Here is a 24713-nt window from a genome sequence, read left to right on the forward strand (position 1 = left end):
AACCCTCTACCATGTATGCGCACTTCTCCATGGGAGAAGATGCGAATACGGGTAAGGGTTTTCTCTTTGGGCTCCACCTAACCGATTCGTTATGAATGTATTTCGAAGTATACGCCATGGAGGAATGGCATTATTCAACTGGACGAATCTGACTTTCCGTTTTTCCTGACTTCGTGGAGGAAGATCACATTGTATTCGGGATAAGCGGTCTTGAAATGGGTGCTTGCTTTCTCCAGGTCGCCCGGAACGGGCAATTCAATCTTGTGCTGTTTTCCCTCTTGATCTTCGAGTATAGCCTTGTAGATACGGTCGTTAGACCTGTTCTGCTCCTGCGTATACGTCCGCAATGACATTCTGAACAAGTAATCCACTTGCTTCCCCTTGCGGATCAGCTTGGCCGTACGCTCCAGAAACGCAGCCAATTCATCGCTTGAATACTTTCCTGAAATAGACTTTTCAGAACTGATTTCGCCGAAGGGATCGAGCACGGTGGTTCCGGCTTGAGCGCTCAGCTTCTTATCCTTCACTGCCGGCAACGATTTCTCGACGTATGGCTCAGAACCTTTCCGAGTAACATCTCCGGACATTTTATCTACTAGGGCTACAACTGCTTCTTCCCTCGAGTAGTGAATGACACGGAACACCTCATGGGGCTGCACGTTGAAGGCCTTGGCCAATTCATTGCTGAGGGCAACCTGCCCCGATACGGTTAGTTGTTTGCCAGACTCGGCTTTACGAATCTTTAGAACATCGCCTTCGATTTGAATAGTCACATACTCTCTATCCAATAAATTCATTGCCACACGAACTTCTTTGCGAAGAGTAATTAAGTGTGCCAACTACTCAACTCCTTTCTGTTATAGAGCCCCACACCTTAATAATAGCATTTATTTAAAAGAGCATCACTAAGCCGGACACAAACTCACTCGGTTTATTCCGCTTGGGGATTTGGGGAAAATGGGGTGAAGGAGTGCTGGCTACTCGATCCCGCTTATCGGACGGTCGACCAGCTCCTGCTGATGGATGCATAGCTACTGCTTTACCACCCGATATAGACCGTCCGGTCCTCTGACCGGCTCCGCGCGATCCTCACCGCCTGCCGGCTGCCACAACACCCATCGATTGCCGTCCGCCTCATACTCATAATAGGCTTCATCCCTCTGAGCGATCAGACGCTCCCCGGAAACAAATACTATGCTTTGCTCCGGAGGGGCGTTGATCGGTTGAACCGGCTGCCCAGGCTGCCAATAATGCCAGCTAACCGGCAAAGGAGTCTTATACTCCTTGGACAGCTCATACCTTTGCAAATATGCTCCTTCAGCCGTCGCCAGCCGGACAATACCATCAACCGTTTGCCTATCCCCCTTGTTGTCCACATAATCCGTAACGGGAATCCCCTGCTCCGTCCTTGTCCAGTAGACGCCGTCGGCAGTCGGGTGGATCGCCAGATCCAGCAAAGAATACTTCCGCGCCTCCACCGTTTCCGAGAAATCTTCTTGTTCGGTCAGAACCTCCCCGCTCCAGCCAAAAGTAACCGCACGAGTCAGCCACGACTCTCGGGCATTACGATAAATCACCGCATTCGTTTGCTTGCGATGCGGATCCCACAAGGCAAAGTTCAAACCGTGCAACCCCTTATCTGGATCCTCGTAAAGCGCCTGTCTGCTGCCATTCTCCGTATCATAGACATAAGCCCCATAGTAAGAAGCATAGAAGAGGCGCTTGTCGTCCAGCCATTGAACAGGAGCCTCGTAGGGCTCGATCGTGGAGTAAAACACTTTTTCCACGAGAACCGGAGGCTTCCCGGGCTGCTCCAGCACAAACGCATAGCTCATGCCGTCTCCGTCCCCGCTCATAGAACCTCCTAAAGCGAGGATGCCGATATATCGCTTCTTATCCGGTGCAAACAAGAGCTGGTCATAATAGCGATCTCTAGGCCCCTTGCTGACTTCTTGACCGGACTGCCCGTCTCTCCATGAAATTGCAGGCATTCTGCTGATCGCAAGAAATCCTTCCGGCTCATTGCCGCTTACTGCGCTCAACTGGTTCGTACGAAGTCGTATTTCCACTCCTTTGCCTGTGAGAGCCCCGTGGTTTTGCAGCTCGACTCTAAGATGCTTGTCATCCAGCCATTGAGCCGGCGCTGCAGTTGCCCCCGAGTCTGCATATAACAGAGACGATCTAACCATGGCCTCGCTAAATTCAAGTGTTACAGCTTCCTGCTCAAGCGGGATATACAACTGATTACCATACTCAGCCGCAGGAAACAGCAGCGAGTCGGAAGCACTTGGAACGGAATCATTGACAAGCTTATATGTCACCGGAGACATATGGGCTATGGTCAGAGGAGGCAAATCGCCGATCCGCACCACGAAGGACGTATCCGGCTGGCGGTTCAGGTCAATCCGATAATGGCCTCGAGCGGGCTGATAGGGATCAATGGCCGGCTTCTGACCGTCTATGGTCACTCGATCCAAGAGCTCCTTAATTTCCGCCTGCTCCGCTGGATTCGAAAAAGTCAAATGAATCGAAACATGCTCCAACCGGTGGACGAGCTTCAGCGGCTCCGTCGGCAAATCCCTTCGATTCCAGATGCGGATCGCTCTGCTCAACTGATCGTTCTCTTCGCCTATGCTCAACGTTTCCAGCTTGGTGCGAAAGGAGAGTGGGATCGGAGAAGGTAAAACCGTTTCAACAGGCGGAATTTTGTTTTCTGGAGAGACATCGGTACCTACCGTTGCAGCTGCAGTTACTTCCGGGTTAACCAAGCTCCCCTTGTCGGCCGCTTGCTCACAACCGAGCAGCACCGACAGCAAAGCGACTATAAGAAACCACCCAAACACGCGCATATCCTTACACCCCCGCAGGATTGTCAAAGGAATAGACGACAACAAATGGAAAAAGTTACATGTTTCCCGTCCGTGTTCGTAAATTTTTTTCATTTTCTTCATCAAAGCCTTCTTGACCTTCCACTAACGTCAACGTTTATGCTCCAAGTGAGCACCAAATCAAACCCAAGAAGGGCAGGAACCTCAATGCCGGATCATGCAGCCATCTATCGTCAAGAAGCCGCAAAATATGACGAACTCATCGCCAAGCAGCCCGATTTGTCAGCCGTACTCCGTAAGATCAAGCCGTTCCAGGGTCTGGACATCGTCGACATGGGTGCCGGGACGGGGCGGCTATCCGCCATATTGGCACCGGAGGCCCACTCCATCGTAGCGCTCGACGCATCGGAGGCGATGCTGGAAGTGACGGCATCGCGACTGTGCGCGGCCGGGCTTAGCAATTGGCGCACGCAGCAAGCCGATCACCGCAGCCTGCCGCTGCCGGATCGCAGCGCGGACCTGATCGTTGCCGGCTGGACGATCTGCTACCTGGCGAACACCGGCGAGCGGGAGTGGGAGCATCATCTCGCCGCCATAATGGCGGAGCTGGAGCGCGTCCTCCGACCGGGCGGCACGATCATCATCCTCGAAACGATGGGGACCGGAACCGAGACGCCGAACCCGCCGGCTTTTCTGCTGCCTTACTATGCAGCGCTCACTGAGCGCTACGGCTTCCGGCACAGCTGGATGCGGACCGACTATACGTTCGACAGCCCGGAGCAGGCGGAAGCTTTGACCCGGTTTTTCTTCGGCGACCTGATCGCGGATCGGGTGAAAGTCGAGAGGCTGCGCAGCGTGCCGGAATGCGCCGGCATTTGGGTCAAATCTTCGGGCATTTAAAGGAGGCGCGCATCCTCCAGTCCGATTTTTTCGGACTACGTGACGGATGCGTGGCGGGAGGAGGCTCGTAGTCCGAATTTACCCACTTGCAGAGCGGTTTTCGCCCACCCTCCTCGGAGCTCGCCTCTCCAATTCGGCTAATTCGGACTACGCGGCCTATCCGACAGACGACCACCTCTCAAGTCCGACTTTTTCGGACTACAGACTCCTTTGCCGCGAGGCGGCACCAAGGATGATGAAAATAAGGTGGATTTTCGGGGGAGAACAAGCATGGTTACTTGGAGGGTGGCCGTTTGGGGTGCATCTACAGGTACTCCCGAACTCCATCCCCAGTTATCCGCACAACATTTTCAGCCTCTGTCAAGTAACTCCCGACTTCCATCCCCAGTTTCCCGCACAACACTTTCGGGTCCAGCCAGTAACCAAACTTTGCAGCCATAGCTCTTCCCCCACCCAACTGACGCAGTCCGATTTTTTCGGACTACGTGACGGATGCGTGGCGGGAAGAGGCTCGTAGTCCGAATTTACCCACTTGCAGAGCCATTTTCGTCCACCCCTTCGGAAATCGCCTCTCCAATTCAGCTAATTCGGACTACGTGGCCTATCCGGCAGACGACCGCCTCTCCAGTCCGATTTTTTCGGACTACAGACACCGATGCTGCGAGGCGGTACCATTGATGCTGAAAATGAGGCGAATTTTCAGAGTAGATTCCCACGCCGCTAGCGCGGCACCATTGCTAATGAAAATGAGGCGATTTTCAGAGTAGAGCATAATGACTTGGAGGGCGTCTCGATTTGCCGTATCTGGCACATTCGCCTCACATCTCTTCGAGCTTGTGAGCACCTAAGTAGCGACGATCCCATCACACTATTGCCGCGGAACCCTCATTTCAGAGGCTTTGATGGTTCATGCGCAACGATCTACCACTGTCGAATTGTTGCTGTCCTATTGCGGGAGGGTTATCATAGCGGGGAGCAGCGTTTATAATGACAAAGTAACGGAGCAAAAAGGAGGCGGGGTGACGATGATCAACGATCCGGCGGTATTCCAACGGGTGTACGAGACGATTTTGTCGCGCGAGACGAAGCTGGACGGCCGCTATTACGTCGGGATCAAGACGACTGGCATCTATTGCCGTCCGTCGTGCCGGTCCCGTACCCCGAAGCCGGAAAACGTGACCATCTACGGCAGCATCGAAGCGGCGCAGCAAGCCGGCTACCGCGCCTGCAAAAGATGCCGGCCAGACGTCCCTGGAGCGAACGGGCCGGATGCCGCGCTCGCCGCCCAAGCTCGAGAGCTGCTGCGCAGTCGCTATGCGGAGCCCTGGACGCTGCCCGCGATTGCAGGCGAGCTGCGGTTGAGCCCTTTTCATTTGCAGCGCGTATTCAAACGATCAACGGGAACGACGCCGGCCAAAGAGCTGCTACACATCCGGATGGACCGCGCCAAACAGCTGCTGGCTGCCACCGACGACCCAATCGCCAACATAGCATCCGCAGTTGGAATCAAAGGAGCGTCTCATTTCTCTTCCCTTTTCCAGCAGACGTATGGGCTGACCCCTCATGAGTATCGTCTTCAGCACCATATCAAATAATCGCCACCAGGAGGTGCGCCAATGAAATCGAAGTCCAACCCTACTCCCGCCAAAATCGCATACTGGAGCAAGCTGACGCATCCGCTGTTCCAGAACCGTCCGCTATACGTGGCGGCGACCGAGCAAGGGCTGAGCCGCATCACGTGGCCGAACGAAACGTTCGAGCTGCTGCAAGCTTGGGCGGACAAACACGGCATGCTGCTGGAAGAAAACGACGAGCATGTGTCCGATTACACCCAGCAGCTGCGGCAGTATCTGGACGGTGAACGCAATTCGTTCGACCTGCCGCTGGACCCGCAAGGCACGGACTTCCAGAAGGAAGTCTGGAAAGCCCTCACCGGTATCCCCTACGGGCAGACGAATAGCTACTCGGACATCGCCGCAAGCATCGGACGGCCAGCCGCCGTACGGGCAGTTGGCGCCGCGAACGGAGCGAACCCGATCCCGATCGTCGTTCCGTGCCACCGGGTGATCGGGAAAAACTCCGCGCTGACCGGTTTCGCCGGCGGACTGAAGGTCAAGGAGGATTTGCTGAAGCTGGAGGGCTATCATGACTACAAGACATCCGGACACGCGCGGTTTCAATTTTGACGAACGGACAGGCCAGCTCACAACCACGTTATCGATCCCTACCCCGGAGACGTTCCGGTTCCGCGAAACGCTTCATTACTTGACCCGCTCCCCGGCGGAGCTGCTGCATCAAGTCGAGGGGGACCGCGTGTACAAGCTGTTGGAGCTTGGGAAGGATGGCCTGCCTCAGATCGTCGAGATTGCAGAAAACGCAGGACAGCTGGAGATCCGGTTGGCGGTGACGGGAGACAGGACAGGAACTTTTGACGAGAAAGTGATCTTGAAGAAAGCGGCCGACTACGTACGCGAATGGTTCGACCTGGACCGGGACTTGAGCCCTTTCTACGATCTAGCCACCGACAACCCGCTCCTCGAGCCCTTGACGCGCGACTTCTACGGCCTACGAATCATTGGCGTCCCCGACTTGTTCGAGGCGCTCTGCTGGGCGATCATCGGCCAACAAGTGAATCTCACCTTCGCCTATACGCTCAAGAAACGGCTGGTGGAGACGTACGGGCGGAGCGTCACATGGAACAACCGAACACACTGGCGGTTCCCCAGGCCGGCCGAGCTGCTGCAGCAAGCAACGGTAGAAAAGCTTCGGCAGCTGCAGTTAACCGGTAAAAAAGCCGAGTTCCTCCTGGGCATCGCCCAGTTGATGGAGGAAGACTCGCTCTCGAAGCCGGCGCTGCTCGCAGCCGTGGCCGAGGCGGGCGGCGACTTCCGCGCTGCGGAGGAGCTGCTGACGGCGATCCGCGGCATCGGACCGTGGACGGCGCACTACGTCGGCATGCGCTGCCTGCGCAACCCACAGGCGCTCCCGGTCGGCGACGCCGGCTTGCAGAACGCGCTCAAGCAGCTGCTGCGGCTAGATCGGAAGCCGACGGAGCCGGAGATCCGGCAGTTGTTCGCGCCATGGCGGGGATGGGAAGCTTACGCGGTATTTTACTTTTGGCGCAGCTTGGCGGGGTAAGCGGACCGCGGGCCGGCGCTTTTTTTCATTACAATCAATCTTCCCCTTGCGCCACATTTCGGTCTCCTTCACAATGGATAAGGCTTCAACAAAGCCACAACACAACCAAATAAGGAGGCAAGGTCAGTGATATCCGTAGAACATCTAAGCAAGTCGTTCCAGGTGGCCAAACGATCCGCCGGACTGCTGCAAGCCGCCAAGGCGCTGTTCGTTCGCGAGCACACGACCGTCCGCGCGTTGAACGACGTCTCGTTCACCATCCAGCCGGGCGAGATCGTAGGGTATATCGGACCTAACGGCGCAGGCAAGTCGACGACGATCAAAATCATGAGCGGCATCCTCGTCCCCGACAGCGGCAAATGCAGCATTATGGGCTACACCCCATGGGAGAACCGCGTCCGCTACGTACGCCACATCGGCGTCGTATTCGGCCAACGCACACAGCTGTGGTGGGACGTACCCGTGATCGACTCGTTCGAGCTGCTGAGGGACATTTACAAAGTGCCGCACCAGGAATACAAGTCGAACGTCGAGCTTCTTATCGAAACGTTGGATTTGCAAGCCATCATCGGCACGCCCGTTCGTCAGCTCAGCCTCGGGCAGCGCATGCGGTGCGAGATCGCCGCTTCCCTTCTGCACAACCCCTCCATCCTATTCCTGGACGAGCCGACCATCGGACTCGACGCCGTCTCCAAAATCGCCGTACGCCGCTTCATCCAGACGATCAACAAGGAAAAGGGCGTCACGATTATCCTGACTACTCACGACATGCAAGATATCGAAGCGTTAGCCGACCGCATACTCCTGATCGGCAAAGGCAGCCTGCTCTACGACGGTAGCCTGCAGACGCTCCGCAGCCGGTTCGGCTCGAACAAAACCGTCACGATCGATTGCGAGCCTAACGAAGAACCGCTGCACATCCCAGGCGCCACCTTGCTCTCCCGCTCGCCGGAACGCGCCGTGCTGAGCGTGGACACCTCCGTCGCTCGCGTCTCCGACGTCATCGCCGACATCGCGGCCCGCGTGGAGCTGCTGGACGTCGCCGTAGAATCCCAACCGATCGAAGACATGATCGTGCAGCTGTACAAGGAGTACCGCCTATGATGACGACGGGACTTCTCCGACCTTACCTGGCGGTGCTGAAGCTGCGTTTCCAGCTCGGCATGCAGTACCGGACGGCGGCGCTCGCCGGCATGGCGACGCAGCTGTTTTTCGGCTTCATCTTCATCATGGTGTACGAAGCGTTCTACACGCATGCGGCTCCCGATGTCGTGCCCCCCATGTCCCTGCAGCAAATTTGCGCCTACATTTGGCTGCAGCAAGCGTTTCTCAGTCTGATCACGCTTTGGTTCCGAGACAACGAACTGTTCCAGTTGATCGCAACCGGCAATATCGCGTATGAGCTGTGCAGACCGGCCGGCGTCTACGGCTTCTGGTACTCCAAGCTGCTTGCCCAGCGTATCGCCAGCGCTCTGCTCCGCTGCATCCCGGTTTTGCTGGTGGCCATGCTGTTGCTGCCCGAACCTTACCGTATGGCGCCTCCCACCGGGGTGAACGGCCTGCTTTTCGTAGTGGCCATGCTGCTAGGGCTGCTGCTCGTCGTCTCCATCTCGATGCTCGTCTACACATCCGTTTTCGTCACCCTGTCGCCGATGGGTTCGCTGCTCCTGTTCTCGATGATCGGCGATTTTCTCGCCGGTATGATGATTCCGGTTCCGCTGATGCCCGACTGGCTGCAGACGCTGACGGCGTGGCTGCCCTTCCGCTACACGGTCGATTTCCCATTCCGGGTGTACTCCGGACATATTCCGTCGAATGAAGCGCTGCAAGGCATGGTAATACAGCTTGTGTGGCTGCTGGCGCTTGTCGGCTTCGGCCGTTTCGTCTTGGGCAAAGCGCTGCGGCGAGTCGTCGTTCAAGGAGGTTGACCGGCCATGCGACTATATTTCAACTATTTGCTCATTTTGCTGAAATCTCAGCTCCAATACCGGTTGTCGTTCCTTTTGCTGACAGTCGGCCAATTTTTGTCCCCCTTTACCGTGTTCGCCGGGCTTTACTTTATGTTCGAGCGGTTCGGGCAGATAAAAGGGTGGAGCTTCTACGAGGTGGCGCTTACGTTCGGTGTAGTCACGATGGCGTACGCGATCAGCGAATGCTTCGCAAGGGGCTTCGATTATTTCTCGGCGATGGTGGCGAGCGGGGATTTCGACCGTTTGCTGGTCCGACCGCGCAGTACGGTGCTGCAAGTGTTGGGCTCGCGATTCGAATTCGCCCGAGTGGGGCGCATGACCCAAGGGATCGTCGTATTGTCGTGGGCGATCAGCGGGTTGACCGTGGAGTGGACAGTGCTGAAGGTGGCGACGGTTTTGTTCATGATCGTCAGCGGGGTGTTCGTGTTTACCGGTATTTTCATCCTGGCCGCTACATTATGCTTCTGGACTATCCAAGGGCTGGAGATCACCAACACGCTCACGGACGGCGGGCGGGAAATGTCGCAATACCCCTTGAATATTTATCGAAAAGGAGTCGCCCGGTTTTTCACCTTCGTCATCCCGTTCGGCTGCTTCAACTACTTGCCGCTGCTGTATTTGCTGGATCGCGTGGAAGGCCCGCGCAGCGCGCTGTACATGCTCTCGCCGCTGGCCGGAATCGTCTTTATCGTACCTTGCCTGCTTGTCTGGAGGCTCGGGGTGAGGCATTATAGATCTACAGGATCTTAATTACGTATCGCGAAGGAGCTGCCCTAACCTCTATGTCTAAAAACGATCCGGCTCCGGCGCTGCAGCCGTCCTCCCGTCCGCTTACGCCCGGGCTGATCCTGCTTATGGCGGTCGCCTGCGGCGTGACGGTCGCGAACCTGTACTACAATCAGCCGCTGCTCGCGGAGATCGGCCGCACGTTCCACGCCGACTCCGGGCGGACGGGGCTGATCTCGATGCTGACGCAGATCGGCTATGCGATCGGCCTGTTCCTGTTCATCCCGCTCGGCGATATTCGGGAACGGCGGCGACTGATCGTAGCGCTTCTGCTCGCGGTAGGCGTGGCGCTCATCGGCGTGGCAACCGCGCAGAGCCTGGCTTGGATGTACGCCGCGAGCCTGCTCGTCGGCATGACGACGGTGGCGCCGCAGATGATCGTGCCGCTCGCCGCCCAGCTCGCTCCGCCGGAGGAGCGGGGCAAGGTGATCGGCAGCGTCATGAGCGGCCTGCTCACCGGCATTCTGCTCGCCCGGACCGTCTCCGGCTGGGTCGGCGAATGGGTCGGCTGGCGCGCGATGTACGTGCTCGCGGCGCTGCTCATGGTCGGGCTCGCGTACGTGCTGAGCCGCCGCCTGCCGGTCAGCCGGCCGGATGTCCGGCTGACGTACCCGCAGCTGGTCCGCTCGATCGGCGGCCTGATCGCAGAGCAGCGGACGCTGCGCGAGGCCGCACTGATCGCGGCCTGCGTGTTCGCCGCCTTCAGCGTGTTCTGGACGGCGATGGCGTTTTACCTGGAGAGCCCGGTCCACGGGTACGGCAGCGGCGTTGCAGGGCTGTTCGGCCTCGTCGGCCTCTCCGGCGCGGCCGCCGCCCCGCTCATCGGTCGGCTGTCCGACCGAGTGAGCGCGACCGGCATGGTCGGCGTCATGATCGCCATCGCCGTCGCCTCCTATCTCGTCTTCGGCTTAGCCGGCGGCTGGCTGTGGGGACTCGCGCTTGGCGTCATCCTGCTCGACCTCGGCGTGCAAGGCAGCCAAGTGTCGAATCAGACGCGCATCTACGCGCTGCTGCCGGAAGCCCGCAGCCGGCTGAACACGGTGTTCATGGTCGGCACCTTCGTCGGTGGAGCGATCGGATCGTCGCTCGGCGGCTTCGCCTGGGGGCGGTGGGGCTGGAGCGGCGTCTGCCTGATCGGCGGCGGGCTGGCGACAGCGGCTTTCGCCGTCTGGACGTGGCACCGCCTCGCGGCGCGCCGCAGCCGGGAGCCCGCCCCGCCGACCTCCTCCGCCGCATGATTGCGCCACCCAGCGCATACGCATAAGGCGACAGCCCGCTCCGGCGAGCGGGCTGAACCTTGCTAGCTGCAGGAGGATGAAGCGATGATCCATCCATACGGCATGAGAGCGCCAGCGCAAGGCGCTTCCACTATCGATGTGCTCGGGACGGCCTCCGTCTCCGCCGCACCCGACCGGGCGATCGTAGTGCTCGGCGCGATGACGGAAGGTCCCGATCTGCAAGCGATCCAAGCGGAGAACGCCAAGCGGATCGCAAGTGTAATCGACTCGTTGATCCAGCTTGGCGTCCCGAAGGAGCAGATCGGCACCGAAGACTATCGGATCGAACCGCAGTATGACTACAAGGACGGCAGCTCGATCTTTCGCGGCTACAAAGTAACGCAGCTGCTCCAGATTAAGACCGATCAGATCGGCTCGACCGGGCGGATTGTCGACACCGCCGTTGCGAACGGGGCGAATACCGTCTCGAGCGTCCGCTTCACGTCCGAGCATGCCGAGCGATACGAGCAGCAGGCGCTGTCGCTCGCCGTGAGGAACGCGCAGATGAAAGCGTCAGTCGTAGCCCAGACGATCGGCATTCCGCTGCCGCCAACGCCAAGTCTCGTGGAAGAGCTCTCTCGCACGTCGGAGCAGCCGCTATACAAACCGGCAATGATGGCCGAAGCCGGGGCCGCCGCTACGCCGATTCCGCCGGGACAGCTGACTTTCAGCTCGACCGTGCGGGTGAAGTACAACGCACCCTAATTTGATTGGAAAGCGCAGGTGTCGAAGGAGCATGCACCAGGAGGAGCACGATCAGGAGCAATGGATGCAGCAGGCCAAGGAGGCGGTGGCGGCCAGCCGTCGTATCGTTTTTTTCGGAGGAGCCGGCACTTCTACGGAGAGCGGGATTCCGGATTTCCGGTCGCATAACGGATTGTTCCGCACGCAACAAGGCACGGAGCATCCGCCGGAGGAAATGCTGAGCCGCGACTTCTTCATGGCGTATCCGGAGGAGTTTTATCGATTCTATGTCAGCCATATGATTCATAAGGATGCCAGGCCGAACGCGGCGCATTTGGCACTCGCGGAGCTGGAGCGGCAAGGCCGGCTGGCGGCGGTCGTCACGCAAAATATCGACGGCTTGCACCAGCTGGCCGGCAGCCGCAGGGTGCTGGAGCTTCACGGCTCCGTGCACCGGAACAGCTGCATGGTGTGCGGCGCCAGGTATTCGCTAGGCACGGTGATTCAGGCAGGCGAAGCCGGCATCGTTCCCCGCTGCGAGACATGCAAAGGCATCGTCAAACCCGATGTCGTCCTCTATCAGGAAAGCCTCGATCACGAGCTGCTGGACGAGGCGGTCCGCCAGATCGCGGAAGCCGATATGCTGCTCGTCGCCGGCACCTCCCTGTCCGTGTACCCGGCCGCCGGCCTGATCACCCATTATCGAGGTGACCGGCTGCTGCTGATCAACAAATCGCCGACCCGCTACGACAGCTACGCCAACTGGATCATCCCCGATTCGATCGGGAAAGTGATGACGTTCTTGGTCGAGTAAGCTCCGTTAGGCTTGGTGCAGGACAAAGGTGCAAAACCGCCTATAGGGGGGCTCCCCCAGCATGGGTAAGTCGCACAACGTCGAGCAGCGGGATGCGGTGACTCTTCTGCTCGTGATAAAGCCATTGCTCCTGCACATGGTCGACGAACAGCACACCGTTCAGGTGGTCGATCTCATGCTGCAAGCAGCGAGCCAGAAACCCTTCCCCTTCCACCGTGAAGGGCTGCCCGCTACGGTCTACGCTGACGACCTTGACCCACTGCGCGCGGCGCACATTGCCGCAGTAACCGGGAAACGACAGGCACGCCTCAAGGCCCGTCTGCACGCCGCGAGCTTCCACGATCTCAGGGTTGATCAGCTCGATCAAGCCGTCCCCGCAATCGAGGACTACGATGCGTCGGAGAAAGCCTACCTGCGGCGCAGCCAGTCCGGCGCGTCCATCGGTCGCGTACAGCGTCTCGCCCATATCGTCGAGCAGTCGTATCAGCTTCGGCGTCATTTCCTCCACGGGCTTCGCCGGCTTGCGGAGGATCGGTTCGCCGAAGGGCAATATCGTCTTCACCGCCATAGCTACGCCCCCCTCGTCGCCGCTTGAGGCGGCGTGTGCACCCACAGGTCGCTCGGCGTGCAAGCCAGAGCCGTGCACAGCGCATCGAGCGTGTCGGCCTTCATCTGCTTCGGCTCGCCGTTCAGGAGCGCGCTGATCGACGGCGCGGACAGACGATAGCCCGCCTTCGCCTGCAGCAGCTTCGCCAAGGCGACTCCGGACCGGACGCCGCGCTCGGCCATCACTTGGTTCAACATCCATTCCAACATTATTTGGGATCCCTTCTTTCATGAACAGGAGTCATAAATTTAGGCAACACCTAAATAATAGCACTTCCCTTCACTCCCGGGTACAATAGAATCGTAGAGCCTGTACGTCCGTTTAGAGAAGGAGAATTCACCACTATGGCCCCTAACCGCCGACTGCTGACCGATACCGACTTCCAAGAAGCAATCGATAAGCACACCCATGTCCGTATATTCCGCGACGACCATATGATCGATTCGAACACCGTCATCACGCGATTTGACGGCCGCATGGTCGTAACGCAATCAGGCGTAAGCGACGTCAGCTACTATTTCCGAGACGAATGCGAGTTTTTCGAGATGAAGCGGCGTTGAATGGAGGTTTGTTGAAATATGGTATAATGCGGATATGACTCTTCTCTAGGAGGTGTTCATTTATGAGCAAGCCACATAGACGATTAACGTCCTTGCAACAATATTTCATTCTACGCGAACAATCTGATGACATTCTCGAATATATCGATGGCGTCGTACTGATGACTCCTTCCCCTTCGACACAGCACCAGCGCATTTCGGGCAGATTGAGCGCCAAGCTTTTCCATTACCTGGAGGGCAAAGATTGCGAAGTATTCAGCGCCCCATACGACATCCATTTGAAAAAAGAGGACATGGACGTTAGCAAAGTGCTGATTCCTGACATATCTGTTATTTGCGATAAACGAGGGATCGAGGAAAATCGGTTCGTCGGCGTGCCGAAGCTCATCATTGAAATTCTTAGTCCTTCCAACCAAGCGCATGATTTGGTCACCAAACTAAACATCTACATGGAATATGGCGTTCAGGAATATTGGATTGTCAACCCGATGCTGAAGGCGATCCAAGTTTATGTATTAAATGCCGATGGACTGTATGAACAGACTGATGCTTTGAGTACAAGCGGTGATGTCGCTTCCAAAACATTGCCGAACTTCCGAGTGAAGCTGGAAGAGATCTTCGCTATGTAGGCCTCCCGACCAGTAAGACTGGTTACTTGGCGAACGGTGCTCTGTTGTGCCTCTCACTCGCAACTCCCGGCTACAATCCCCGCTTTGCGCAACCCCTACCACTCCCGACCCGTAATCGCGCCCCTAACTAAAAGAACCCCCAGGCATTTACGCCCGGAGGTCCCTCCACTAACAATATCACTCTTTCGGCTTGCGCCCGCTGTCGTACTTCTCCCGCTTCTCCTTCAGCAGCCGGAACATCTCCAGGCTGTCCCTCACATGGCGGGCTTCATCCTCCGTCAAATGCATCATTTCCCCGTCCAGGTACACCATCGGCTTCCCGTTCGGCTTGTCCGGCGAAGGCTGAGCGTCGCCCAGGACGAGCCAGTCGATCGACACGTCGTAGAGCTGAGACAGCTTCTGCAGCGTATCGTTGTCAGGCTGAGATTTATCGTTCTCGTATTTCGAGATTGTCGTAAAGTTCAAGCCAAGATATTTCGCTACTTCATGCTGAGTCATTCGCTTGCTGTTCCGGGCCTTCTTCAACCGCGCTCCGAAGCTCATCTCGCCTCACCTCTGACCCCCAGTATAGAACATTTGAATTTTCTTCAAAATAAAGTTGAAGATTATTCTATTGTTGGTTTATAATTTGAAATATATGCTAGATTACATGGGAATTATTGATAGTTTCCATCAAAAAAGGAGAGTTCCAATGTTCTTTATGACTGTCGACGACCCTATGTTCAAATGGGTGATTCTGGGAGGCATTTTATCATTCGGCTTAAGTGTCGTACTGGAGATTCGTTATCGGCGCAACTTGAAGAAACTTGGCTTGCGACCGGGCGAGCACCCGAAGCAGCAGGATCGAACAAACAGACATTGACAGCGAGGAACGAAGGAGATGGCGGGAGGCCGGCGCATGCATGAGCAACACAGCAGCCAAGCCTGGGAATACGAGCGAATTTTTCATCGAGAAGACCCGGTCTGGCAGCAGGAGAAGAAGCGAATGGAAGAAGGGATGATGGAAGCATTATGTTGTAAGGATGTACTGGAAATCAATTGCGGGACAGGCTATTGGACCGAGCGGGCATCGTTCGCCGCCAAACGAATCATTGGCACGGACCGTTCCGTGCGCTCGCTGGAGATAGCGAGGGCGAAGCAGCTTTCACCGGATAAGGTCCGATTCGAGCTGGCCGACGCGTACAATTTGGCGAGCTTGCCGGGCTGGTACAACGCAGGATTGGCCAACTTCTGGCTCACACGCGTGCCGCCGGACAAAATCCGCCTGTTCCTCGATCAGTTCCATCTGCGGTTAGGTCCGGGAGCAACCGTATTTATGGCTGACCATATTGCGTCCAGCAAGTGTCCGCCGCTAGAGGAGCTGCAGCAGACTTTCGGCGCAGACTCTCTACATGGCTGCAAGAGCAAGTATGAGCTGGAAGACCGGCTGCTCGACTATTTCGAGCCCTATGCCAGGGAGATCAAGATTCATGCGGGGGACAGCTGTTGGTGGCTTTCGTACAAGGCGGTTTAGAGGGGGCAACTAGTGTGAGACAGGAAGAACACTTCGACATCTACGACGAGCAAGGCAACCATCTGGGAGAAGCTCCGAGAAGCGTCGTTCATGCGCAAGGCTACTGGCACCAAACTTTCCATTGCTGGATCGTGAAGCAAGAACGCGAGGCAGACACCGTGACCGACTGGCTACTTTTCCAGAAGCGCCATCCGGACAAAGATACGTTCCCGTGCTTGTTCGACATTACGGCAGCCGGTCATCTCGCGGCTGGCGAGACCGTCGAGGACGGCATCCGGGAGCCGCAGGAGGAGCTCGGAATCGACGTCAGTTGGGAGCAGCTCCATCCGCTCGGCATGATCCCGTACAGCATCCAGTCAGGTGCGATTATCGACCGGGAAATGTGCCACGTGTTTCTGCTGCTGAACGAGCTGCCGCTAGACGCCTACCGCCCGCAGAAGGAAGAAGTGACGGGTCTGGTGCAAATCCGGCTGGAGGAGGCGGTTGCCTTGTTCCATGGCCAAGTGGACGAGGTAAGCGGTACGGGTCTCGAAAGGCAGGATGAGGAGGCTCCGCTACTCGCCAAATCCTTTACGCTGCGTAAGGAAGATTTCGTCCCCCACGGGAACGATTATTATAGCAAGGTGCTGGAAGGCATTCGACGAGCTCTGAGCACACGGTAGGCACATATCGCCCCACCGCCACAACAACCGCCCTGATCAGGGCGGTTGTTGTGGTGGTGGCATGCATCACCCGGCCCCTCACTCTGACTTCATTTCGACCAAACGCTGCCGGTACTCGGTTGGGGTCAGCTCGAATTTTTTGCGGAAAATTTGCGTGAAGTGGCGAACGTCTTGATAGCCGATCCGCTCTGCGATATCCGCCAGCTTCAGCTGGGCATTTTGCAGCAGCTGCTTGGCCTGCTCCATCCGGAGGTGAATCACGTACTCTTTGAAGCCCTGCCCCGTTTTCTGCTTGAACAATTGGCTGAAATAAACCGGATTCAGGAAGACGACCGAAGCGGTCTTCTCCAGAGAGAGCTCCTCGTGATAGTGCATCTTCATGTATTGCAGCGCTACCTCAATCGCCGTGTCGCCCCCTGAATCATAGTGCTCGTACTCCTTCGACACCGAAGCTTGGCGCATCCGCTGCAGCTCGTTCGGGATGGCGCGCAGATCATGGAGCAGCTCGGAGGAGAGCACTTTGAACGGGACCCGTTTCAAGTAGCTTTTCAAGTGGGTTCTTAGCTCCCCTACCAGCTCCTCCAGCTCAACCCCCGCTCGCAGCTTGACCAAGCTTAGCAGGCTCAAATTGTCGATGCTCACCACGAACCCGTCTCCGTGCATCTCAATCAACTCCGACAGCACGTTCTCGATCATAAAATGCTCCAACGTCAGCTTCTTGTCGCTGTCCATCCGCACCATCACGAGGTGAAAGCTCGGATAGCGCTCTATGAAGGACGTAATATCGAAACGCCCGAGATCGAGCCCGCTCGCCAACCGTTGGAACACCGCTTCGCGCAAATAGTTCAAGTTCGACTTCATCAGCTGCGTCTCCAGCGTCCGTTTGTTCTCCCTGTCGATCTCCTCGCCGATGTTCGCGATCAGCTCAATCAGGCGGTCCTTGCCGATCGGCTTAAGCAAATAATCTTTGGCACCAAGCCGTACCGCCTCTTGAGCGTAGGCAAATTCGGAATGAGCGGAGATGACGACGGCTTTAATATGCGGGTAGTGGCGGCGCAGGATGGCCATAAACTCGAGCCCCGTCATACCCGGCATCAGAATATCGGTCAGCACGATATCCATGTGGTGATGGCGCAGCGCATCAACCGCTTCCTCCGGAGAGCCCGCGAGATGGATCCGGTGCTTGGGAAACTGTTTCTGGATCGTCCGTCTGATCCCGTTCCGGATTACTTCTTCATCATCTACGATCAGAATGCTCTTCATCGTTGTGGGCGTCCTCCTCCTTCTTGCAGCGCCTGCGGCGGGATGGGGAGCGGGATAACTACGGTAGTCCCTTTATCCAGCTCGCTCCGGATGCTCACCTCAAATGGCTCCCCGAACATCAGAGCAAGCCGGCGCTGCAGGTTCTGCAGCCCGATCCCTCTGCGGCTGCCCTCCGTATGGAGCGACTGCTCCAGCTCCTGTACTTGGTCCTCGCTCATCCCGTTCCCATTGTCGGCTATGATGACATGCAAGCGTCCTTCCGATTGTTCGGCCCGAACGCTCAACAACCCCGGCCGATCGAGCCGTTCCAGCCCGTATTTGACCGCATTCTCGATAATCGGCTGCAGCGTCATTTTCGGAATGCGTATGGAGAGCCAGCGCTCCTCGATTTGAATGTCCACCTGAAGTCGGCCTCCCAAGCGCAGCTGAATAATCGTGAGGTAGTGTTCAATCTGCTCCAGCTCCTCGCGAAGGGTAACCTCCGCCCCCTCTTCCCAGTGGCTGCTGTAGCGGAACATATGAGACAACGCCAGCACCACTTTGCCTAGCCGATCGTTCTCCTTCTCATCAAGCATCCAATAAATCATATCGAGCGTGTTGTATAAAAAGTGGGGGTTCACCTGTGATTGAAGAGCTTGCAGCTGGGCGTTTTTCTCACTGGTCGAGGAAATCTTGATCCGGTCGATCAGCTCGTCCATCCGACTCACCATCTGATTGAAGGAACCCACGAGAATGTTGATTTCCTGGTAAGAACGAACGTTCGGCAATTCCTTGAAATCCCCTCGCTCCACCCGCTTCATCCCGTGAATAAGCCGCTTTAACGGAGCCGCAATCGACCTCGACACCAGTGTAGCCAGCAACGTCGAAACGACTACTAGGATGGAGACCACTATGATCAGGAACCGCTTCGTCTCCTTAAGCTCCACATTCAAGTCTTGATTCGGGGTCAAGCTGACGATCGTCCAATCGGCCATGGAGGGTTTGGCGGCGACAACGAGCTGATTCGGCTTGGATTCGTCAAGAATAACCTCCCGGTCGTTGGCGGGGTGCGGAATGCTCCTCAAAGAAGCCGGCACATCCTCGTACCGATTCAGCCCGGAAGGCTGATCGGCCTCAGATCCCGCGATAACCCGATTGTCCTGCATCGTAGTCACGTAGGCCTCGCTGTGAGGACCCAGCTTCAAATTCGACAATACTCTCATAATCGCACTCGAATCGACTTCAATCAAGACGACGCCTATCGGACGCTGATCGTACAAATCATTAATTTGGCGTCCGAAGGCGAATACCGGCTGCCGCAAGAGCGGGTCAATGACCGACTCCGGCTTGACCCCTAGCCATACCATTTCTCCCGAGGACTGAATCAGCCGCTTAAACCAATCCGTATTGACGTAGTCCAGATTGATGGTGCTCATTATGTTCTGGTAGCTGTAGATCGAGCCCGAAGTAGTAAAGACATGGATCTCCTTCACATCCTCCCGCGAATAATAGATCGTGCCGAGCATATTCGTGATTGTCCGCTCATTGATAACTTGTACCGCGGCATCCTTCTTGTTCGGCTCCAATAATAGCCGCTGCAGATCAGGGTTCCCGGAGATCGCCTTCGACAAGCTGTCATAGCCGCTCAAGAGCAAGTCAAAAAGCTCCACGGTCTGCGAGACATTGTTCTTCGCAATGGAGCCGATTTTCGCATGAAAATCATCCGTCGTGCGCTTATAATACAACACACTAAGAATGATTAACAGGCTGAGCATAAAGGTTAGGAACAGCAGAAACAAGCGGTTGTGGATCGTGTGAAAGCCCCGCGCCATCGGTTCAACCTCCTCTCCTTCCGCACAGTGGGGAGGTTACCCTTTGACAGCGCCTGCCACCATGCCTTTTGTAATTTTTTCAGATAGGAGGAAATAAATCAAGATGACCGGCAGCGCGCCCAGCACCAGGAACGCCCCGATGTTGCCATAATTCACGTTGTATTGACTGACGAAGGTATACACCCCGAACGGCAGCGTCTTGAGCTTCGGCGAAGAGATGAACGTAGCCGCGAGAATGTACTCGTTCCAGATGTTGATGAACGTCAGAATACAGACTGTCATGATCGGAGGAACCGAGACCGGCAGTATAATCGAAGTAAACGTCCGGTACGTGCCCGCCCCATCGATCACCGCAGACTCTTCCAGCTCCGTCGGCAATGTTCGCATAAACCCGCTCAGAATGAAGACCGCAATCGGCGTCTGGAACGCAATGTAGGGCAAGATCATCGCCCATCGCGTATTGAGAATATGGGTGATCTTGAAGATGATCATCAGCGGCAGCAGCGTAGCCTGCATCGGAATCATGAGCCCGATTAGGAATAGGAGCAGCACAACCGGACCGTATTTCCACTTGAACCGGCTGATCGCGTAAGCCACCATGGAGCTGAGAATAATAACCATGACCATCACGGTCAACGTCACGAACAAGCTGTTGAACAAGTACTGCATGTAGTTGCCGCTCGTATAAGCCGCCTTATAGTTGCCCCATTGAAGCGCATGCGGAAGAGCGAAGAAGCTGCCGGACAATATCTCTTCGTTCGTCTTCAACGAATACAGGATCAGCCAAACCAACGGGTATAGCTGTGTGACGAACAGAAGGGAGAAGAACAGCCACACAATCGGCTTCATGAGGGAGAATCGATGTGTCCGCGCTGAACGGCGAGTACTGTGCATGTTGTCAGCTCCTTGGAAACCGGTTAGGTGAATTTCTTCTCCACCCGATTGAAAATAATATTGATAACGAGCGTTGCGATCAAGCAAAGGGCAACCAAGAATGTAGCAATGGCGCTTCCGTATCCGTATTTCATGGACAAGAAGGACATGTTGTACATATGCGTGGAGATGACATCCGTCGCATGCGCAGGTCCGCCGCCGGTCATGACCATGATCATGTCGAACGACTGCAGAGACCCGATAAAGGCAAGCACAATGGATATTTTAAAAATCGGCACGACCATGGGCAGCGTGATATGCCAATCGGCCTTCAAGCCTTCCGCCCCATCGATGCGTGCAGCTTCATAAATGTCTGAAGGAATGTTCTGAATTCCGGTAAACTGAATGAGAACGTGATACCCCAAATACTGCCAGAGCGCTACGAAATAGAGCGCGTACATAGCAATCTTCGGTTCCGTGAGCCAAGAGTGCTTCCATTCCTCTAAGTGGAACGCGGTAAGCAGCTGATTGAGCATGCCGCCCATGCTAGCCGGGTTGTAGATCGTTTTCCACAGCTGTCCGATAATAACTACCGATAATATAACCGGCATGAAGTAGCTGGATACGAGAAAATTCGGCCGTTTCACAAAACGGTTCAAGAGCATCGCAATGAATAAGGCGAACGGAATTTCGATCATCGAAAACACCGCAAACATCAGCGTTCGACGAACGGACGGCCAAAATACCGGGTCATTCGTGAACATCGTAAGGTAATTGTCCAATCCAACGAATTTCGACGTGCCGATGCCGTTCCAGTCCAGCAGTCCGCTATAAAGGGAAACTCCGATCGGGACGAACACCAAGCAGACGTAGAGCAGCAAACAAGGCACCACAAAGACGGCTATCGTTCGTGCTGATACTTTCAAGACATTCATAGCTACCGTCTCCCTTGAACGTTGAAAATGGGATGTGCAGGAGAACCCCGTTGCTTCGGGCCCTCGCTGCACATCGGCGCTGCCAGTTTATTGGAGGTTACTTATTGTTCGTTTCAAACGCCGTTTGGTGCTCTTTGCCTACATCCTTCGGATCCTTCTTCGCTACGAACAAGTTCTGAATGCTGTTCAAGTGAGCTTGGGAAGTGCCCGGGTTCATCGTGTTGTCGAACGCCAAGTCGCCGCCTTTAACGGTTTTGAACAAATCCAGTACGTCGATCGCCAGCTGCGAGTAGCCGGCTGCTTTGAAGTCGCCCGTTACTTTCTGACCCAGACCTACAGCGTTTTTCATGTCAAACGATACTTTCGGGAAATTCGTCATGAAATAGTTCAGGAAGTCCTTCGTTTCCTTCAAGTGCTTGCTGTTCGCGGATACGGCGAATGCGCTTCCCGGCGCCAGCATGTATTGGTCTACATCGCCTTTGCCTCCTACTGTCGGAAGCTTGAATACGCCGACTTTGCCTTTGACGGAAGAATCGTCGATTGCGCCAGTTGCCCACGTACCCATGTAGTACATGGCGGCTTTGCCGGACTTGAATAAGTTCTCGCCCGCGTTGTAGTCGAAGGAAGTGGCGCCTTCTTGGAACGCTCCTGCTTGCACGAGGTCTTGGAACTTGGTGACCGCCTGCTCGAAGGCCGGATCGTTGAACGTCTTCTTCTTGTCGACTACATCTTTCAGGAAGCCGGGACCGCCGTTAGTGCGAAGCAGGACGTTCATGAACAGGAACGAGCCGGTCCAGGAATCCTTCTCGCCGATGACCATCGGTTGGATGCCTTTCGCCTTCAGCTTCTTAACGACTTCGATTAAATCTTCGTAAGTTTTGGGGATTTCCACGCCTGCTTGCGCGAACAGCTCTTTGTTGTAGTACATCACGCCGATATTGTTGCCGTCCGGAAGCGCATACGTGTTGCCGTTAAAGCTATAGTAGTCCAGGAGACCGGTCTGGAATGTATCCTTCAAACCGTTCTGGCCTAGCATATCGTTCAAAGGAGCCAGCAAGCCTGCGTCTACGAAAGGCTTCATCTGCGCCGACGGGTTCACGATTGTGATGTCCGGTACTTCCTTCGCTTGAGCTTGCGTCTTCAGCTTCATCTTCTGCTGGTCGGTATTGAGGGAATCGAGCTGAATCTTGATGTTCGGATTAGCGGTCTGATAGTCGTTTACGAGCTTGGTCATGATTTTGTTCGTCGGTGTCGCCGGGTCCGGGTAAATGTTCTGGAATGTGATCGTGATCTTGTCCTTGCTCCCGCTCGTGCCCGTGGAACCGCTCGTATTGTTATCTGTGGATGGTTTACCTCCGCACGCCGCTAAGCTAACGGCTAATGTACCTGCTAATGCGATGGAAATCATTTTTTTCGCGATTGCCATTATAATGCCCCCCATTCATTCGGATGTGTCCTTATTATCTTGTATAGCGGGGGTTTCAACAATGCTAGAACTTAGGGAGTCAGGTTTGTTTTTTTAAGGTGGGGGGAAGGATAGGGAAAACAAAAAAGGCAACCCTTGAGAACCCTTAAGAGTCGCCTTTGTCTATTAACGTCGATATTCACGCCATAAGCCTTGTACAAACCGATAAAGACCGTAAAGTCCCAAGTAAGAGCCCGCCGCGAGAAACATAGGATTGCTCAGCACCCGGTGCACATCGGTCGTAAAGATCGTATCGTGCGAGATCGAGCGATAAGAGGCTAGCGCGATTGTGATCGAAACGAAAAAAGCACAAGCCAACGCCAACGCATCCAGTACCGGCTTCGACTTCCTCCACATCCGCTGGATCGCGCACAGCGCAAATGGAACGACAAGCGTTCCGATTACGATCCACCATTCCATCCGTCCTCACCTCTAGCACCAGCTTGGACAGAAACAAACGCCCTCATACATGGATGCCGTCGCCGCCGGCTAGAATGCCCATTTCTCCACCCGGTACGCCATCTCCCAGAACGCATATTCATACCGGCTGCTAATCAGAAAATGACGTTTCATCCGCTCCCGCTCCGCCTCGGTCACCCGTTCTGCAATCGCGTCCAGCCGGTCGATCTGCTCCTGCACGACTTCCCGGAACCGCTCCGAGCCGTACGTCCCGATCCATTCGCGATAAATCGGCTCGTCCGGTACTGCGCCATGCAGCCGATCGCCGATCTCCAGATACAGCCAGTAGCACGGCAGCATCGCCGCTACGATATCGCCGAGATGCCCCGTATACCCGGCTCGCAGCAAATGCGAAGTATACGCGTAGGCGGTTGGTGACGGCTCGAACGCCGCTTTTTCCTCCGGCCCGATGTCGAGCAGACGCGCGAATTTCTCATGCATCGCCAGCTCCGTGTTGTACGTTCCCTGAATATGGGCCGCCATCCGTCCCGAAGTGAACAGGTCGTGCGCCTTCGCCGCGCCAAGTCCTTGCACCTGAGCGAACACCGACAAATAATACGAATCGTTCAATACATAATACCGAAAGGAAGCGAGCGGCAGCGTGCCGTCCGCAATGCCGGTGACGAACGGATGGCGAAAGCTCGCCTCCCAGCTCGAATCCGCCGCCTGTCGCAATTGTTGTGAAAATCGCATAAGTCCAGTACTCTCCTTCTTGAATCGGTGGCGCCGCATATTAGCCGGTATAGCGCACATCCGTATTGTCCACGATCGGGAAATGCCACCCTAACCGAATGACCAGCCACCCGAGCGCCAGCCAATAAAGTAAGAACAGGATATCCATGGCGGAAAATCCGATCCGGTAGTAATAAGTGCGCTCCTTCGTGAGGAGAAACCGCTTCGCCTCCATCGCTACGGCGATCCGCTGAGCCCGGCGGATGCTCTGCGCCAGCATCGGCACGGCATACGCCTTCAGCGTCGCGAACGGCGCTCGCCAGCTGCTGCGCGGAGGTACGCCCCGCACGATCAGAGCATGGCGCAGCGTCTGGAATTCGCTCAGCATCATCGGCAACAGCCGGAGCGCCGCCATGAAGCTGTAAGCGTATTTGCCCGGCAGCTTCAACTGCTGCATGAGCGAGTAGAACAGGACGACCGGCTTCGTCGTCAGCCCGAACAGCATCCCGATCAGCGCAAAATGAAGCGACTTCATGCCGATATGAACGCCTCGATAAAAGCTCTCTTCCGAGATGTGAATAAGGCCCCATTCGAACCAGGTCGTGTCGCCGAGACCGTAGAACATCATGGACGACATCGAGGAGAGCACGAGGACGACGGTCGGGATGCTGAACAGCGACAGTCGACGCCATGATTGGCCGGTCGAGGTCAAATACAGCGCCAGCGGCACGATCGCGCCGTACAGCAGCACATTCAAGTTATGCTGCACGAGCACGACGAGGAAGACGGCGAAGACGACGGCCAGCTTGAGCGTCGGATTGACCCGGTGCAGCCAAGTTTCCCGATTGGTCCATACGTTGTCCACGG

At 56.0% G+C, this 24713-nt stretch carries 28 protein-coding genes; 15 read left to right on the forward strand and 13 right to left on the reverse strand.

All coding sequences use genetic code 11. From position 1 onward, the window contains the following. Window positions 1-134 precede the first annotated feature (134 nt). Together PKO02S_RS00840 and PKO02S_RS00845 are read right to left on the reverse strand one after the other, a co-directional pair. Window positions 135-839, reverse strand: a complete 705-nt coding sequence (locus PKO02S_RS00840) for a hypothetical protein (RefSeq protein ID WP_127579027.1) — start codon at window positions 837-839, stop codon at window positions 135-137. 192 nt (window positions 840-1031) lie between these two features. Continuing rightward, on the reverse strand, window positions 1032-2849 hold the full coding sequence (locus PKO02S_RS00845; protein WP_127579029.1) for a hypothetical protein: 1818 nt from the start codon (window positions 2847-2849) through the stop codon (window positions 1032-1034). Between the two features lie 186 nt (window positions 2850-3035). Between PKO02S_RS00845 and PKO02S_RS00850 the strand changes: the two genes are divergently transcribed. The 10 genes from PKO02S_RS00850 (at window position 3036) to PKO02S_RS00895 (ending at window position 12397) form a co-directional block, all read left to right on the forward strand. Beyond that, window positions 3036-3728, forward strand: a complete 693-nt coding sequence (locus PKO02S_RS00850) for a class I SAM-dependent methyltransferase (protein WP_127579031.1) — start codon at window positions 3036-3038, stop codon at window positions 3726-3728. Between the two features lie 1025 nt (window positions 3729-4753). Further along, window positions 4754-5323, forward strand: coding sequence for a bifunctional transcriptional activator/DNA repair enzyme AdaA (locus tag PKO02S_RS00855; protein WP_174819862.1), 570 nt, complete (start codon window positions 4754-4756; stop codon window positions 5321-5323). 21 nt (window positions 5324-5344) lie between these two features. After that, entirely contained in the window at window positions 5345-5914 is a 570-nt protein-coding gene (locus PKO02S_RS00860) for a methylated-DNA--[protein]-cysteine S-methyltransferase (RefSeq protein ID WP_127579033.1), read from the forward strand. Continuing rightward, a complete protein-coding gene (locus tag PKO02S_RS00865; protein ID WP_127579035.1) occupies window positions 5874-6866 on the forward strand; it encodes a DNA-3-methyladenine glycosylase family protein in 993 nt (330 codons plus the stop codon). Before PKO02S_RS00860 ends, PKO02S_RS00865 begins: the two co-directional genes overlap by 41 nt. Window positions 6867-6992: 126 nt before the next feature. After that, complete coding sequence (locus PKO02S_RS00870; protein ID WP_127579037.1) at window positions 6993-7970, forward strand: ABC transporter ATP-binding protein; 978 nt, start codon at window positions 6993-6995, stop codon at window positions 7968-7970. After that, a complete protein-coding gene (locus tag PKO02S_RS00875) occupies window positions 7967-8794 on the forward strand; it encodes an ABC transporter permease (protein WP_307720003.1) in 828 nt (275 codons plus the stop codon). Before PKO02S_RS00870 ends, PKO02S_RS00875 begins: the two co-directional genes overlap by 4 nt. A gap of 6 nt (window positions 8795-8800) precedes the next feature. Continuing rightward, window positions 8801-9586, forward strand: coding sequence for an ABC transporter permease (locus tag PKO02S_RS00880; RefSeq protein ID WP_127579039.1), 786 nt, complete (start codon window positions 8801-8803; stop codon window positions 9584-9586). A gap of 32 nt (window positions 9587-9618) precedes the next feature. Then, window positions 9619-10860 carry an MFS transporter gene (locus tag PKO02S_RS00885; protein WP_127579041.1) on the forward strand — a complete coding sequence of 414 codons (1242 nt, stop codon included), beginning with the start codon at window positions 9619-9621 and terminating at the stop codon, window positions 10858-10860. Window positions 10861-10944: 84 nt separating this feature from the next. Continuing rightward, complete coding sequence (locus PKO02S_RS00890; RefSeq protein ID WP_127579043.1) at window positions 10945-11604, forward strand: SIMPL domain-containing protein; 660 nt, start codon at window positions 10945-10947, stop codon at window positions 11602-11604. Window positions 11605-11668: 64 nt separating this feature from the next. After that, window positions 11669-12397 carry an NAD-dependent protein deacylase gene (locus PKO02S_RS00895; RefSeq protein WP_127579143.1) on the forward strand — a complete coding sequence of 243 codons (729 nt, stop codon included), beginning with the start codon at window positions 11669-11671 and terminating at the stop codon, window positions 12395-12397. 40 nt (window positions 12398-12437) lie between these two features. On the opposite strand, the gene def is transcribed toward PKO02S_RS00895, so the two are convergent. Beyond that, window positions 12438-12965: a peptide deformylase gene (gene def / locus PKO02S_RS00900; protein ID WP_127579045.1), complete on the reverse strand. Its 528-nt coding sequence runs from the start codon at window positions 12963-12965 to the stop codon at window positions 12438-12440. A gap of 2 nt (window positions 12966-12967) precedes the next feature. Further along, window positions 12968-13213: a helix-turn-helix domain-containing protein gene (locus PKO02S_RS00905; protein WP_127579047.1), complete on the reverse strand. Its 246-nt coding sequence runs from the start codon at window positions 13211-13213 to the stop codon at window positions 12968-12970. A 135-nt stretch (window positions 13214-13348) separates the two neighbouring features. Here PKO02S_RS00905 and PKO02S_RS00910 point away from each other — a divergent pair, with 135 nt between their 5' ends. Continuing rightward, window positions 13349-13564: a hypothetical protein gene (locus tag PKO02S_RS00910; protein WP_127579049.1), complete on the forward strand. Its 216-nt coding sequence runs from the start codon at window positions 13349-13351 to the stop codon at window positions 13562-13564. A gap of 62 nt (window positions 13565-13626) precedes the next feature. After that, window positions 13627-14193 (forward strand): Uma2 family endonuclease, encoded by a 567-nt coding sequence (locus PKO02S_RS00915; RefSeq protein WP_127579051.1) that lies wholly within the window; start codon window positions 13627-13629, stop codon window positions 14191-14193. 177 nt (window positions 14194-14370) lie between these two features. Here PKO02S_RS00915 and PKO02S_RS00920 read toward each other — a convergent pair whose 3' ends face one another. Next, window positions 14371-14736 carry a helix-turn-helix domain-containing protein gene (locus tag PKO02S_RS00920; protein ID WP_127579053.1) on the reverse strand — a complete coding sequence of 122 codons (366 nt, stop codon included), beginning with the start codon at window positions 14734-14736 and terminating at the stop codon, window positions 14371-14373. Between the two features lie 148 nt (window positions 14737-14884). Between PKO02S_RS00920 and PKO02S_RS32175 the strand changes: the two genes are divergently transcribed. Genes PKO02S_RS32175 through PKO02S_RS00930 form a run of 3 tightly spaced genes read left to right on the forward strand, consistent with a single transcriptional unit; the run spans window position 14885 to window position 16368 of the window. Further along, complete coding sequence (locus PKO02S_RS32175; protein WP_164821224.1) at window positions 14885-15055, forward strand: hypothetical protein; 171 nt, start codon at window positions 14885-14887, stop codon at window positions 15053-15055. A 36-nt stretch (window positions 15056-15091) separates the two neighbouring features. Further along, a complete protein-coding gene (locus PKO02S_RS00925) occupies window positions 15092-15706 on the forward strand; it encodes a class I SAM-dependent methyltransferase (RefSeq protein ID WP_164821225.1) in 615 nt (204 codons plus the stop codon). 14 nt (window positions 15707-15720) lie between these two features. Continuing rightward, window positions 15721-16368: an NUDIX hydrolase gene (locus PKO02S_RS00930; protein ID WP_127579057.1), complete on the forward strand. Its 648-nt coding sequence runs from the start codon at window positions 15721-15723 to the stop codon at window positions 16366-16368. A 78-nt stretch (window positions 16369-16446) separates the two neighbouring features. On the opposite strand, the gene PKO02S_RS00935 is transcribed toward PKO02S_RS00930, so the two are convergent. The 8 genes from PKO02S_RS00935 to PKO02S_RS00970 form a co-directional block, all read right to left on the reverse strand. After that, window positions 16447-17631, reverse strand: coding sequence for a response regulator (locus PKO02S_RS00935; protein ID WP_127579059.1), 1185 nt, complete (start codon window positions 17629-17631; stop codon window positions 16447-16449). Continuing rightward, window positions 17628-19442 (reverse strand): cache domain-containing sensor histidine kinase, encoded by a 1815-nt coding sequence (locus PKO02S_RS00940; protein ID WP_127579061.1) that lies wholly within the window; start codon window positions 19440-19442, stop codon window positions 17628-17630. The genes PKO02S_RS00935 and PKO02S_RS00940 overlap by 4 nt, the downstream gene beginning before the upstream one ends. A 36-nt stretch (window positions 19443-19478) precedes the next feature. After that, window positions 19479-20291, reverse strand: a complete 813-nt coding sequence (locus PKO02S_RS00945) for a carbohydrate ABC transporter permease (RefSeq protein WP_246066779.1) — start codon at window positions 20289-20291, stop codon at window positions 19479-19481. Window positions 20292-20359: 68 nt separating this feature from the next. Beyond that, window positions 20360-21250 (reverse strand): carbohydrate ABC transporter permease, encoded by an 891-nt coding sequence (locus tag PKO02S_RS00950; protein WP_127579065.1) that lies wholly within the window; start codon window positions 21248-21250, stop codon window positions 20360-20362. Between the two features lie 97 nt (window positions 21251-21347). Continuing rightward, window positions 21348-22676 carry a sugar ABC transporter substrate-binding protein gene (locus tag PKO02S_RS00955; protein WP_127579067.1) on the reverse strand — a complete coding sequence of 443 codons (1329 nt, stop codon included), beginning with the start codon at window positions 22674-22676 and terminating at the stop codon, window positions 21348-21350. Between the two features lie 165 nt (window positions 22677-22841). Beyond that, window positions 22842-23135 carry a hypothetical protein gene (locus PKO02S_RS00960; RefSeq protein ID WP_127579069.1) on the reverse strand — a complete coding sequence of 98 codons (294 nt, stop codon included), beginning with the start codon at window positions 23133-23135 and terminating at the stop codon, window positions 22842-22844. 69 nt (window positions 23136-23204) lie between these two features. Further along, window positions 23205-23867 (reverse strand): thiaminase II, encoded by a 663-nt coding sequence (tenA, locus tag PKO02S_RS00965; protein WP_127579071.1) that lies wholly within the window; start codon window positions 23865-23867, stop codon window positions 23205-23207. A 40-nt stretch (window positions 23868-23907) separates the two neighbouring features. After that, window positions 23908-24711, reverse strand: coding sequence for an energy-coupling factor transporter transmembrane component T family protein (locus PKO02S_RS00970; protein ID WP_127579073.1), 804 nt, complete (start codon window positions 24709-24711; stop codon window positions 23908-23910). Window positions 24712-24713: the final 2 nt, after the last annotated feature.

This window comes from Paenibacillus koleovorans NBRC 103111, assembly GCF_004000845.1.
Lineage (GTDB): Bacteria > Bacillota > Bacilli > Paenibacillales > NBRC-103111 > Paenibacillus_AA > Paenibacillus_AA koleovorans.

What these genes read in the sequence shown, in the direction of transcription:
- PKO02S_RS00950 (WP_127579065.1), bottom strand. Translation starts at nt 21,250, where the DNA reads ATGAATGTCTTGAAAGTATCAGCACGAACGATAGCCGTCTTTGTGGTG.
- PKO02S_RS00940 (WP_127579061.1), bottom strand. Translation starts at nt 19,442, where the DNA reads ATGGCGCGGGGCTTTCACACGATCCACAACCGCTTGTTTCTGCTGTTC.
- PKO02S_RS00920 (WP_127579053.1), bottom strand. Translation starts at nt 14,736, where the DNA reads ATGAGCTTCGGAGCGCGGTTGAAGAAGGCCCGGAACAGCAAGCGAATG.
- PKO02S_RS00885 (WP_127579041.1), top strand. Translation starts at nt 9,619, where the DNA reads ATGTCTAAAAACGATCCGGCTCCGGCGCTGCAGCCGTCCTCCCGTCCG.
- PKO02S_RS00875 (WP_307720003.1), top strand. Translation starts at nt 7,967, where the DNA reads ATGATGACGACGGGACTTCTCCGACCTTACCTGGCGGTGCTGAAGCTG.
- PKO02S_RS00935 (WP_127579059.1), bottom strand. Translation starts at nt 17,631, where the DNA reads ATGAAGAGCATTCTGATCGTAGATGATGAAGAAGTAATCCGGAACGGG.
- def (WP_127579045.1), bottom strand. Translation starts at nt 12,965, where the DNA reads ATGGCGGTGAAGACGATATTGCCCTTCGGCGAACCGATCCTCCGCAAG.
- PKO02S_RS00865 (WP_127579035.1), top strand. Translation starts at nt 5,874, where the DNA reads ATGACTACAAGACATCCGGACACGCGCGGTTTCAATTTTGACGAACGG.
- PKO02S_RS00960 (WP_127579069.1), bottom strand. Translation starts at nt 23,135, where the DNA reads ATGGAATGGTGGATCGTAATCGGAACGCTTGTCGTTCCATTTGCGCTG.
- PKO02S_RS00890 (WP_127579043.1), top strand. Translation starts at nt 10,945, where the DNA reads ATGATCCATCCATACGGCATGAGAGCGCCAGCGCAAGGCGCTTCCACT.
- tenA (WP_127579071.1), bottom strand. Translation starts at nt 23,867, where the DNA reads ATGCGATTTTCACAACAATTGCGACAGGCGGCGGATTCGAGCTGGGAG.
- PKO02S_RS00880 (WP_127579039.1), top strand. Translation starts at nt 8,801, where the DNA reads ATGCGACTATATTTCAACTATTTGCTCATTTTGCTGAAATCTCAGCTC.
- PKO02S_RS32175 (WP_164821224.1), top strand. Translation starts at nt 14,885, where the DNA reads ATGTTCTTTATGACTGTCGACGACCCTATGTTCAAATGGGTGATTCTG.
- PKO02S_RS00955 (WP_127579067.1), bottom strand. Translation starts at nt 22,676, where the DNA reads ATGGCAATCGCGAAAAAAATGATTTCCATCGCATTAGCAGGTACATTA.
- PKO02S_RS00860 (WP_127579033.1), top strand. Translation starts at nt 5,345, where the DNA reads ATGAAATCGAAGTCCAACCCTACTCCCGCCAAAATCGCATACTGGAGC.
- PKO02S_RS00845 (WP_127579029.1), bottom strand. Translation starts at nt 2,849, where the DNA reads ATGCGCGTGTTTGGGTGGTTTCTTATAGTCGCTTTGCTGTCGGTGCTG.
- PKO02S_RS00850 (WP_127579031.1), top strand. Translation starts at nt 3,036, where the DNA reads ATGCCGGATCATGCAGCCATCTATCGTCAAGAAGCCGCAAAATATGAC.
- PKO02S_RS00925 (WP_164821225.1), top strand. Translation starts at nt 15,092, where the DNA reads ATGCATGAGCAACACAGCAGCCAAGCCTGGGAATACGAGCGAATTTTT.
- PKO02S_RS00855 (WP_174819862.1), top strand. Translation starts at nt 4,754, where the DNA reads ATGATCAACGATCCGGCGGTATTCCAACGGGTGTACGAGACGATTTTG.
- PKO02S_RS00910 (WP_127579049.1), top strand. Translation starts at nt 13,349, where the DNA reads ATGGCCCCTAACCGCCGACTGCTGACCGATACCGACTTCCAAGAAGCA.
- PKO02S_RS00905 (WP_127579047.1), bottom strand. Translation starts at nt 13,213, where the DNA reads ATGTTGGAATGGATGTTGAACCAAGTGATGGCCGAGCGCGGCGTCCGG.
- PKO02S_RS00915 (WP_127579051.1), top strand. Translation starts at nt 13,627, where the DNA reads ATGAGCAAGCCACATAGACGATTAACGTCCTTGCAACAATATTTCATT.
- PKO02S_RS00945 (WP_246066779.1), bottom strand. Translation starts at nt 20,291, where the DNA reads ATGAAGCCGATTGTGTGGCTGTTCTTCTCCCTTCTGTTCGTCACACAG.
- PKO02S_RS00895 (WP_127579143.1), top strand. Translation starts at nt 11,669, where the DNA reads ATGCAGCAGGCCAAGGAGGCGGTGGCGGCCAGCCGTCGTATCGTTTTT.